9 protein-coding genes are annotated in these 10852 nt (G+C 48.9%); all 9 read left to right on the top strand.

From position 1 onward, the window contains the following. Positions 1-843 (top strand): hypothetical protein (locus tag IBX50_RS13390; RefSeq protein ID WP_292256608.1); only part of this gene is annotated, 843 nt, incomplete at its 5' end. Further along, complete coding sequence (locus tag IBX50_RS13385) at positions 840-2555, top strand: DUF262 domain-containing HNH endonuclease family protein (RefSeq protein ID WP_292256606.1); 1716 nt, start codon at positions 840-842, stop codon at positions 2553-2555. The genes IBX50_RS13390 and IBX50_RS13385, both read left to right, overlap by 4 nt. A gap of 117 nt (positions 2556-2672) precedes the next feature. Further along, positions 2673-3776: an AAA family ATPase gene (locus IBX50_RS13380; protein WP_292256604.1), complete on the top strand. Its 1104-nt coding sequence runs from the start codon at positions 2673-2675 to the stop codon at positions 3774-3776. After that, positions 3773-4444, top strand: coding sequence for a DUF4276 family protein (locus IBX50_RS13375; RefSeq protein WP_292256602.1), 672 nt, complete (start codon positions 3773-3775; stop codon positions 4442-4444). The genes IBX50_RS13380 and IBX50_RS13375 overlap by 4 nt, the downstream gene beginning before the upstream one ends. A gap of 30 nt (positions 4445-4474) precedes the next feature. Continuing rightward, a complete protein-coding gene (gene pglZ / locus IBX50_RS13370) occupies positions 4475-6793 on the top strand; it encodes a BREX-1 system phosphatase PglZ type B (RefSeq protein WP_292256600.1) in 2319 nt (772 codons plus the stop codon). Positions 6794-6814: 21 nt separating this feature from the next. Then, complete coding sequence (gene brxL, locus IBX50_RS13365; RefSeq protein ID WP_292256599.1) at positions 6815-8863, top strand: BREX system Lon protease-like protein BrxL; 2049 nt, start codon at positions 6815-6817, stop codon at positions 8861-8863. A 16-nt stretch (positions 8864-8879) separates the two neighbouring features. Beyond that, positions 8880-9416: a hypothetical protein gene (locus tag IBX50_RS13360; RefSeq protein WP_292256597.1), complete on the top strand. Its 537-nt coding sequence runs from the start codon at positions 8880-8882 to the stop codon at positions 9414-9416. After that, on the top strand, positions 9406-9939 hold the full coding sequence (locus IBX50_RS13355) for a hypothetical protein (protein ID WP_292256595.1): 534 nt from the start codon (positions 9406-9408) through the stop codon (positions 9937-9939). Before IBX50_RS13360 ends, IBX50_RS13355 begins: the two co-directional genes overlap by 11 nt. A 609-nt stretch (positions 9940-10548) precedes the next feature. Continuing rightward, positions 10549-10770, top strand: coding sequence for a YgjP-like metallopeptidase domain-containing protein (locus tag IBX50_RS13350; protein ID WP_292256593.1), 222 nt, complete (start codon positions 10549-10551; stop codon positions 10768-10770). Positions 10771-10852: the final 82 nt, after the last annotated feature.

The raw sequence follows: 10852 nt of genomic DNA, 5'->3' as shown, positions 1-10852 counted from the left end.
GTGGCGCGTTTGTTGGGTTATCGCTGGCCAGCCGAGCTAGACCCAGACATGGAGCTGGCAGTAGAACAACGCGCTTGGGTGGAACGCTGTGCTGAACTGGCTGATGCAGTCGATGATGACGGCATCGTTTGCTTGCCTGCCGTGCGTGGCGAAAAACCCGCAGCGCAACGTCTTGAGGCCCTGCTGCAAACCGCTTATGGTCAGGCTTGGACAACCCCGCTGAAAAATCGCCTACTCGAAGAAGTGGGCGGCAAGTCCCTGGATTTATGGCTGCGCGATCAGTTTTTTGAACAGCACTGTAAACTCTTTCAGCATCGCCCCTTTATCTGGCATGTGTGGGATGGCCTTAAAGACGGCTTTAGTGCGCTGGTCAATTACCACCAGCTGGATAAAACCGGCCTGGAGCGCCTGATCTATACCTACCTGGATGATTGGATCAGCCAGCAGAAAAAAAGCCAGGATGACGGTGCCGATATTCGTCAGGCAGCTGCGGAAAACCTGAAAAAAGAACTGCAAGCGATACTGCAAGGCGAAACCCCCTACGATATTTTTGTGCGCTGGAAGCCGCTCAGTGAACAGCCCATCGGCTGGAACCCTGACTTAAACGATGGCGTGCGCCTGAATATCCGCCCCTTTATGCTGGCCAAAGATATGGGCAAAAAAGGTGCAGGGGTACTGCGCGGCAAACCCAATATCAAATGGACAAAAGATCGCGGCAACGATGTTGAATCCGCCCCCTGGTATCACTTAGGGCTGGAATACGGCGGCAAAGAAGGAGATCGCATCAACGAACATCATCTGAGCTTGGCGGACAAGCACAAAGCAAGGGAGAGCAAGGCATGAGTAACAAGATAACGGGGGCAGAGTACCCGCTGGCAAAAATCTTCAGCTCTGACTTTGACTTTGTCATTCCGGCCTATCAAAGACCCTATGCTTGGACTGACGACCAGGCCTTGGAGTTGTTTGACGACCTGCACAGCTTCTACCTTGCAGAACCCGAGGATGATTCGTATTTTCTTGGCAGCATTGTACTGATCAAGGCTGAAGGCAAACCGGCTTCCGAGGTGATTGATGGGCAGCAGCGACTGACTACGCTGACGATATTGTTATCGGTGATCACCAGTCTGCTTGATGGTGAGGTACGTTCTGATTTCGAAGGCTATATCCGTGAGCCTGGCAGGCTTTCACAAGGTATCAGTGCCAAACCCAGGCTGAGTTTGCGCGAGCGTGACAGACAGTTTTTTGCTGACTATGTCCAGGCATTCAAATTCAACGAGCTGCTTGCTCTGGAGTCTGCCCGGCTGGAAGAGCCACAGCAAAACATCCAGCGCAACGCGAGGCTGCTGAAAGACCGGCTTTTAACGACTTTTGCCAAGGATACTGATGGCTTGATCAGATTTGGTGCTTTCCTGATCCAGCGCTGCTTCCTGGTTGTGGTGTCCACCCCCAGTAAAAAATCGGCATTCCGGGTATTTTCAGTGCTGAATAGCCGGGGATTGGATTTGTTGCCGACCGATATTATCAAGTCCGATGTGATCGGTAATATCCTTGCGGAAAAACAGGAAGACTACACCAACACCTGGGAGGAGCTCGAAGTCAAAACCGGGCGAGCGGGTTTTGCCGAGCTGTTCAATCATATCCGCATGATCTACGCGCGGGCTAAGGCGCAGCGCACCTTGTTGGAAGAGTTTGACGAGCATGTGGTAAAGAAATCGACTAGCTCCGAGCAGCTGATTTCGAATGTCATTGAGCCTTACGCCATGGCTTACCTGATTGCCAAGAAGAATGAGTACATCTCGACCACGAACGCATCGGATGTGAACGCTCTGTTGAAGTGGCTGAATCGCATCGACAATTCTGACTGGATGCCCTGCGCTATTCTGTTTTTGTCCACCCAAAAAGACGCTCCCAAGTATGTGTTGCGGTTTTTCCAACAGCTGGAGCGGCTGGCAGCTTACATGCACATCAGCGCTAAGAACGTAAACCAGCGTATTGCTCGCTATGCGGTTGTACTTGAAGAGCTTATGGGAACACATTCACTTGGTAACCCGGTTAAGGCAGTGGAGCTAACAGAAAGCGAAAAAAAGGAAATGCTGAATGCCCTGAACTCGGATATCTATTACCTGACTGCACGCCGTCGTAATTATCTGATCCTGCGGTTGGACTCGTTCTTGTCAGATGGAGCCGCTAGCTATGACGCCAAGGTGCTGACCATTGAGCACGTAATGCCGCAAACAGTTTTAGCCGGTAGTGAATGGGAAGAACACTGGCCGGAGGCAGATGTCAGACAGCAATGGGTACACAAAATTGCCAACCTGGTGCCTTTGACTCAGCAACGCAATTCGGCGGCAAGTAACTTTGACTTCACGAAAAAGAAAACAGCTTACTTTGGTGGTCGCAAAGGCGTTTCATCTTACGTGATGACAACTCAGGTGCTGAATACGCCGGAGTGGACCCTGGATGTGGTCAAAAAACGCCAACAGAACCTGCTTGAGGTATTGGAGGCTGGCTGGCAGCTGAAACCTGAGCTTTCAGCATGTCAGTCGAAAGGCTGATCAATACACGGCTCAATTGATACCAGAACAGATGTGCTGGTTGTATGGGCGATGGATAAATAACTGTTGATGGTGTCAGATGGGTATTAATTTATTCTGGATGTTGGGTGCAAAACAATGAGCGCAATTTATACACTATCCATCTCTGGCTTTAAGTCCATCAGGAAAGTGGATGAACTGAAGCTTTCCAATCTGAATGTGCTGATTGGTGCCAATGGCGCTGGCAAAAGTAATTTTGTGGCTTATTTCAAGATGCTTTCAGAGCTGGTAGAGGGGCGGCTTCAGGTTTGGGCAAGCATACAGGGTGGGGCAGATCGTATCCTGAGTTATGGCGTCAAGGAAACTTCAGCACTGACCACTTCGGTTCGATTTGGTGATAACGGCTACGACCTTAAGCTTGCGGCAACAGTTGATGATGCGTTTACCTTTGAATCTGAAATGCTGTATTTCAATGGCCCCTACTACGGGGTCACACGGCCTAACCTGGGTACAGGTCACGCAGAATCCAATCTGAAAAAAGAGCTTAAACAAGGCACTTCCAAAAAGGTGGCCAGCTATTGTTATGACGCCATCTCAGGCTGGCAGGTCTATCACTTTCACGATACCAGCGATACGGCGGGTGTTAAGCGTCTCTGCGCCGTGCACGACAATGAGTTTTTGCGCATGGATGCGTCTAACTTGGCAGCGTTTTTATATCGGCTGCAGCAGGAATCACCAGAGGTTTACAGCCAAATTCGTAAAACCGTACGCCTGGCCGTACCTTTTTTTGATGATTTTGTACTAAAGCCGGTAACCCTGCCTACTGAAGAGCAGCAGATTCGTTTGTTATGGAAGCAGCATGACAGTGATTATGCCTTTTGGCCCAGCCAGCTTTCTGATGGCTCGATTCGTTTTATCTGCCTGGTTACTGCCTTGCTGCAGCCGGTGCCGCCCTCCACAATCATCATTGATGAGCCCGAGTTGGGCCTGCACCCTTATGCCATTACCCTGTTGGGTGCTCTAATTCGCTCAGCCTCAAAGCGAACCCAGGTAATCATTTCCACCCAGTCCGTACCCTTGCTGAATGAGTTTGAAATAGAAGACTTGATTGTTGTGGAGCGCGAGCAAGGTGCTTCAGTTTTCAAACGATTGAATCAGAAGGCGTTTGATCGCTGGCTTGAAGACTATACGGTGGGTGAGCTTTGGGAGAAGAATGTGCTAGGCGGGAGGCCATCACGATGATTCGGGTGCATGTAATATGCGAAGGCCAAACCGAGGAGCAATTCGTGAATGAGTTGCTGCAGCCCGTATTTATGGATAAGGGCTTGTGGTTGCTTCCGGCGCTGGTTGGTAAACCAGGGCATAAGGGCGGTAAGTTTAAGTTTGAGCGGTTGCGAACCGATGTAGAAAATCGGCTGCTTAAAGAGCGCACCGCTTACTGCACCACCTTCTTTGATTTTTATGGGTTGCCGGAGGACTTTCCCGGCAAGCCGGGACTGGATGCCAACCTGGACATTGCCCAGAAGGCAATGACCATTAAAAGTGAAATGACCGCAACTTTAACCTGTCATCTGGGGCAGGATGCCATGCGTCGTTTCATTCCATACATTCAGATGTATGAGTTTGAAGCCCTGCTGTTTAGTAACCCTGAAGCTTTTGCCAGTGGTGTGGATAGGCCGCACTTGACAGAAGAGCTAAGAAGCATTGCCAGTGACTTTGAGACACCCGAGCGGATCAATAATGACCCGAATACTGCTCCGAGCAAGCGCATAGAAAAGCTGATCCCTGGCTATGAAAAACCACTGCTGGGCAGTCTGGCTGCTTTGGAAATGGGGCTGCCAGTGATACGAGAAAAATGCCGCTTGTTTGATGCCTGGCTCTGTGAGCTGGAAGCCATTCCAACTGAATAAAAGTACCTACTCTGTTAGCTAAGGACTGCCATGAAGCTGATTGATTTATTGACTGAAGAAGTCAGATCCAGTGCCCACTACAACTCCAATGTCCAGGTGGCCCCCAAAGTAATACTCTGGACGGACAAGCTCAGGCAATGGGAGTCTGCCTTACCGCTTTTACAAGCGGCCATGCCAGAGCTGGTTGTTGTTGGTGATTATTCTCCCGAGTTAAAGTGCGGCCCTGCCATTTGGATTAAATGCGTGATTGAAGGTGTGCTGCCAGAGGTGCAGCTTCCAGAGAACACAACACCCATTGTTTACCTTCCAGGCGTAGAGCGCAGAGACCTTCGTGCCATTGCTGACTGTCCTGATGAACTCAAACCCTTAGCTGAGCTGCAGTATCGGGGTTGCTGGTGGATTTATAACAACTCCGGTCGCGATTGGACCGTGAATGCCTTTTTGGTTTCGGCAAATGGCGGTGCCGGGCTTGAAGTGGCTCAAGATGAAGCGTCTCAACAAGCCATGCTGCGGGTATTAACGGAGATACTTGAAAGTGAGCGTGAAAACCTGACTGGTCGCCGTTTGGAAGCGCCAGACTTTAATAAGCTGGTTTCCAGTGACCCGGTGCGTGATCTGCTCAGTTGGATGAATGATCCCAAAGCAACAAGGGAGCGCTGGAGTTCAGCTCGGTGGAAAGCCCTGGTCGGTATTTGTGAGTCTGAGTATCGCTTTAGTCCAGAGCAGGAGGGTGAGCTGGTTGCGGCAGAACTCCTGTGCCAACGACAAGGGATATGGGAAAGCATCTGGCAACGCTATGCTGAGTCTTGTCACCATTACCCCAATCTGCCAGCACTCTTGATGAAAGTTGTACCTGATTTGGCTGCTGATGGGGCCAGCTATCCGGCAATCAACGCCAAAGAAGAAGAGGCTCTAGAGCAAGAGCTGAAAAAACTGGCTACTTTAGGTGCAGCGGAAGCCCGTCAGGGTATTTGGCATTTAGAGCAGCGTCACACCCTGCGCAGAGAGTGGATTTGGGCATCCTTGGGCATGGCTCCATTAGCAAAGCTGCTCAAGCACATGGCACCGGTTGCACAAGACACTGAACAAGTGTTTTCTGGCCATGATGCAGAGGATATGGCTGAGCAGTACCGCCAGCGGTTCTGGCGCGTGGACGACGAGGTGTTAAAGGCCCTGGCTTGCCCGCTTCCAAATGAGCTACAAGCTTTAGCCCAGGACGTGCTTAACTTGATCTACTTGCCTTGGCTGGATGCGGTAACGCGCAATTTTCAAAACCTTGTAAGGGAAAAGGGGTATCCAGGCACATTTCAGGTTAATGAGGCAACGGCCCCCTACTCGGCTGGGGGGGAGGCGGTATTTTTTGTCGATGGCCTGCGCTTTGATTTAGGGCAAAGGCTGGTCGAAAAGCTATCTGCTAGAGCTGAAGCCACCCTTAAAACCAACTGGGCAGCCCTTCCATCGGTTACGGCAACAGCTAAGGCAGCGATTACGCCGATCCATGATCGTTTGACGGGTCGGGAAACCGATGTGGACTTCGAGCCTAGCCTTACAGAGAGGGATGCCGGCTTTTCTGCCTATTATCTAAAAAAGTTTTTGCAGGAAAAGGGATGGTTGTATCTGGAAGAAGGTGATTCTGGAAGCCCCGAGAAGAATGCCTGGGTGCAAAGTGGTGATATTGATAAAGAAGGTCATGTTAAAGGCCTGAAGCTTGCTTCAAGAGTGGATGCTTTGCTTGATGAAGTTATCGAGCGAGTTGACGAGCTTTTAGCTGCTGGCTGGAATAGAGTTCGTATTGTAACAGACCATGGCTGGATTTTAGCGCCAAACAGCATGAACAAAGTCGAGCTACCCAAGCATCTGACTGAAACTCGCTGGGGGCGCTGTGCCGTTTTGCGTTCAGCAGTTGATAGTGGTTATCAGCAGGTGGGGTGGTATTGGAATGCCAATGTCAGTATTGCTATGGCACCAGGGGTCAGCAGTTTTAGGGCAGGACTTAACTATGATCACGGTGGGCTTAGCTTGCAGGAATGTTTGACACCCGTGATTGAGATCAAGAACACCTTAAAACATCAAAGCCAAAGCCAAGTTACTGCGAGTCTATCCGGTGTGCGCTGGTTAGGTTTAACCTGCCGAGTGAAGGCAGAAGCCTCGGCTGATGAGGTTTTCGCAGTCATCAGAACACATCCGGCTAATCCCAACACAGAGATCAGTGCTCGCAAGCGTCTCAAGCAAGGAAAGTGTAGCCTTATGGTTGAAGATGAACATGAGGGGACGAGTGCAGTGCTTATACTACTTGATGCAAACGACCAAGTCTTGGCCAAGAAGCCGACTCTGATTGGCGATGAATAAATTGAGCGGAGGAGAAGTCTAGTGGAACTGGATGTTTTGGATCTGAAGGCAGCAGAAGTTTTTGAAGGTTATATCGTCCGCAAAGACTTGGTAAGGACTTTTGCGCGCCAATTTCCGGTTCCAACTTATGTCGTTGAGTTCATGCTGGGCCGCTATTGCGCTTCAACTGACCCTGAAGAAATTGATGAAGGATTAGAAATAGTTGAGCGTCAACTTTCATCCAGAACAGTCAGAGCTGGCGAAGAAGAGTTGTTCAAGGCGCGTGCTTACAAGACGGGTGCAGCCAAGCTGATTGATATTGTCAGTGTGCGTTTTGTTGAAAAAGAGGGCTGCTATCTCGCCACCTTGCCCAGCTTGAATTTAAACCGTGTACGTATTGCAGACAAGACCGTTGATGACAACGAGCGGCTTCTGACAGGGGGCTTTTATGCGGAAGTCACTCTGGAATATGACTCGGTGATCGCTGAAGAAAAAGGTAATGCGTTTGGTGTCGCTGATCTTCGTCCCATCCAAATGTCAAAACGCAATGTCCTGGATGTGATGGCTGAAGCTCGCAGCCACTTTAGCAGTGATGAGTGGCGGGATTTTTTATTGCGTTCAATTGGCTTGGAGCCAGAGGTGCTTGACCCTCGGCAAAAAGATGCGGTACTGCTGCGAATGGTGCCCTTTGTTGAGCGTAATTATAACCTGGTTGAACTGGGGCCAAGAGGAACCGGTAAAAGTCACCTCTTCCAACAGGTTTCGCCCTACGCGCACTTAATATCGGGTGGCAAAGCCACGATTGCCAAGATGTTTGTTAACAATGCCTCTGGGCAACGCGGATTGGTGTGCCAGTACGATGTGGTCTGTTTTGATGAGGTCAGCGGTATCAGTTTTGATACCAAAGAAGGCATCAACATTATGAAAGGTTATATGGAATCAGGTGAGTTCAGCCGAGGCAAGGAAAGCATAAGAGCAGATGGCTCCATGGTCTTTGTAGGGAACTTTGAAGTTGATGTTGAGCACCAGCAGCGAGTGGGCCATTTGTTTGGGCCTCTGCCGCAAGAAATGCGCGATGACACTGCCTGGATGGACCGAATTCATTGCTATCTGCCAGGTTGGGATGTACCCAAGATGACGAAGGAGCTGACGACAGATCACTTTGGTTTGGTGAGTGATTTCTTTTCGGAATGCATGAGTCGCCTGCGCTTTGAGAGTCGCGTATCGGCTATGCAAAACCGTGTTCACCTGGGCGGTGCTTTAAGTGGCCGTGATACCAATGCCGTCAACAAAACAGTTTCTGGCTTGCTCAAACTGATGTACCCAAGCTCGGACGCGCTGGCTTCAGACGAGGACCTCGAATGGGCGACCCGTTTGGGGCTGGAGGTGAGGCGTCGGGTGAAGGAGCAGCAAAAAAGAGTCGGTGCAGCAGAGTTTCGTAATACCCATTTCAGCTATTTTATTGGTGATGATGGCATAGAAAAATTTGTCGCTACACCCGAGTTAAGAGCTGACAATGAAATTGGTGATGACCCCTTAGAGCCAGGGCAAATTTGGTCAATCAGTGAGGGGGGGAATAATTTTGATGATAATGCTGGGCTTTACCGGATAGAGGTTAATGAGGGCCCAGGCTCTGGTGTTAAAATCTTAAATACCCCGGCTCCACCGGCATTCAAGGAGTCGCTGCGCTATGCCGAGCAAAATCTGTATGCCCGATCCATGCAGCTCATAGGTGATCGTGACCCGCGTGCTCATGAGTTTACTGTTCAGCTAAGAGCTTTTGATGCGGCTAAGAAAGGAGCTAAGCTCGGCGTTGCGTCGCTGGTCGCCATGTGCAGCAGCTTGCTTAAAAAGTCCGTAAAAGGAGGCTTGATTGTTGTCGGTGAAATCAATTTGGGTGGCTCGATAGAGTCCATCAATAGCGCTGTCAATATCGCAGAGTTGGCTATTGAAAAGGGAGCCAGCACCTTATTAATGCCTGTCGCTGCTCGCAGGCAGTTGTACGACCTATCTGATAACATGGCAACTAAAATTGATATTCAGTTTTATCAGGATGCGCGAGATGCTTTATTAAAATCATTGGTTGAGTGAGCTGAAGGGGATAGTAATGAAACCAGGAGCCAGAAAAACAAAGCCCAACCTGCTTTTGGAAGTCAAACCAAAACTAAAAAATAAGGACTGTTATTTGAGGTTGGCTGTAGAAAAGCCAAAAGAAGTTCATCCGCACATCACGAATGAAGAGACACTAGAAGAAAGAGTTAAAGAACTGGCAGCACACCTTTACCTGCTGGAATATATGTTTGTAGGGATTCCCAAGCTCGGTGATGCTGTTCAGGAATGGAATTATCATTTATTTGAAAAAATGGAAGAAATATTGAAGCATGTAGAAATTGCTAGAAGCGGAGAAGTTCGGAGGCCGATTCTCGCCGGTTACTTTGAAGAAGATCGACAGGTTTTAGAGGCGATTCTCGACGAAAGACCGATTATATCTCGATTCGATAGAGTGGAAATCGACGGGGTTAACTCTGACTTTTACGAAGCCTGTTCTGAAAAGCTCGATGCTGAGGTGGATAAGGTTCGTCATACCGGTTACAACCTTTATTATGCTTTAATTGAATTTGAAAGAGGGCTTAATGTTGGCTAAGTACAACCCTGTTTATCGAATGTTAGAGAAGTATGGGATTTTGGTGTATGTCGACAATGAAATTCTTGAAGAGGTAGGCAATCTGCCAGAGATAGATGAATCATGTACTCTCAAGCAGTGGAAAGAGCAAGTTTTTGGAGATGCTGATACAGAGGTTGATATTTATATTCCAAAGTCATACTCGGGGAATAAAAAAATATCTAGCCTTATCAATGATGGCTATGGTGACTACTTGAGGGAAACCTTTACACAAGTCGCAAAGGTTAAGGATGCGAGCCGTAGAGGGAGAGTCAGAGAGGTCAAAGAAAATGTTACTAAAGCTATAGAAAGCCGTTACGAACGTTTTTCTCTGGATACGTTAGAGGATTACCTGGAAGAGCATAAAGAAGAGCTGGAGCCAGCGGTTGCTGAGTTTTTACAGCGTTATATTACCGATAGCCCGGATGACTTGGATACAGAAAACCTAATGAGTGAACTGATCCGCGTCTACAATGAGGCGATCAAAGCCCTTAAAAAAACATAAAACAAGAAGAAGTTGAAGAGTGAGGGGGCCAGTAGGGGTAGATACGCTTTGCTCATGCACAAGGGTTTTCCAGCCCCATGTGCATTTGTCGCTATTGACTCTGGTCAGATCGTCCGTCAATTGGCCTACTGCCTAGCTTGAGAACCAGAGCCGCAAAACTTATGGCACTAGTAAAGTGAGTAGACGGAGTAACGGTAAACCCAAAGTAAAGTAGTGAATGACGTATGCCGTATGGGGGAGGGTGTCAGTTTAAGCGTGCAATACATTAAAATATACTAATATGCATAATGTAATTGCTTTGAGTTTTGCTATCTAAAATGTAACTTCTCGTGTTGCAGGTACTCCGTATATTTTTTCCTAGGGTAAGCGAGGGCAGGGTGACTATTATCAAACATGGCAATGGTTGAATCTAAGAAATGGGGTTTGAACCCGGAATACTGAAAAAAATTAAAGCCACTACTCCCGAAGCAGGGGTAGTAGTTCGCCAGTAGCCGCCAATTTGTCTCAGGAGAAGCTTTTCCTTACCTGGAGCGCACAACACCGCCTGAAAGTCATACGTGGCCCCTTTGCGCCTGTAAAGCTCCTTAACGGACGCTTGCTGGTGTGACCTTGCCCCCCAATAACGATAAGCAGCCTCACATGGTGCCTAACGCCTTGGTGCGCTGGTACAAACGCCAGGCTAAGCAAAAGCTCAAGGAAAAAGTGGCACGTTTTGCACTCAAGGTTGGCGTGGAGCCAAAAAGTGTAGGGATCAAAACCTTCAAATCCCGCTGGGGGAGCTGCACCGAAATTGGTGGGGCAAAAAGTGGGGCAAAAACCATTCGGGCATAAAAAAAGGGCTTAGCCTTTTGAGCTAAACCCTTGATTTTGTTGGTCGGAGTGACAGGATTCGAACCTGCGACCCCTTGCACCC

The sequence above is a fragment of the Marinospirillum sp. genome (genome assembly GCF_014859565.1).
This window is presented reverse-complemented; position numbering and strand designations above follow the sequence as displayed.

What these genes read in the sequence shown, in the direction of transcription:
- IBX50_RS13385 (WP_292256606.1), top strand. Translation starts at nt 840, where the DNA reads ATGAGTAACAAGATAACGGGGGCAGAGTACCCGCTGGCAAAAATCTTC.
- pglZ (WP_292256600.1), top strand. Translation starts at nt 4,475, where the DNA reads ATGAAGCTGATTGATTTATTGACTGAAGAAGTCAGATCCAGTGCCCAC.
- IBX50_RS13355 (WP_292256595.1), top strand. Translation starts at nt 9,406, where the DNA reads ATGTTGGCTAAGTACAACCCTGTTTATCGAATGTTAGAGAAGTATGGG.
- IBX50_RS13380 (WP_292256604.1), top strand. Translation starts at nt 2,673, where the DNA reads ATGAGCGCAATTTATACACTATCCATCTCTGGCTTTAAGTCCATCAGG.
- IBX50_RS13375 (WP_292256602.1), top strand. Translation starts at nt 3,773, where the DNA reads ATGATTCGGGTGCATGTAATATGCGAAGGCCAAACCGAGGAGCAATTC.
- IBX50_RS13360 (WP_292256597.1), top strand. Translation starts at nt 8,880, where the DNA reads ATGAAACCAGGAGCCAGAAAAACAAAGCCCAACCTGCTTTTGGAAGTC.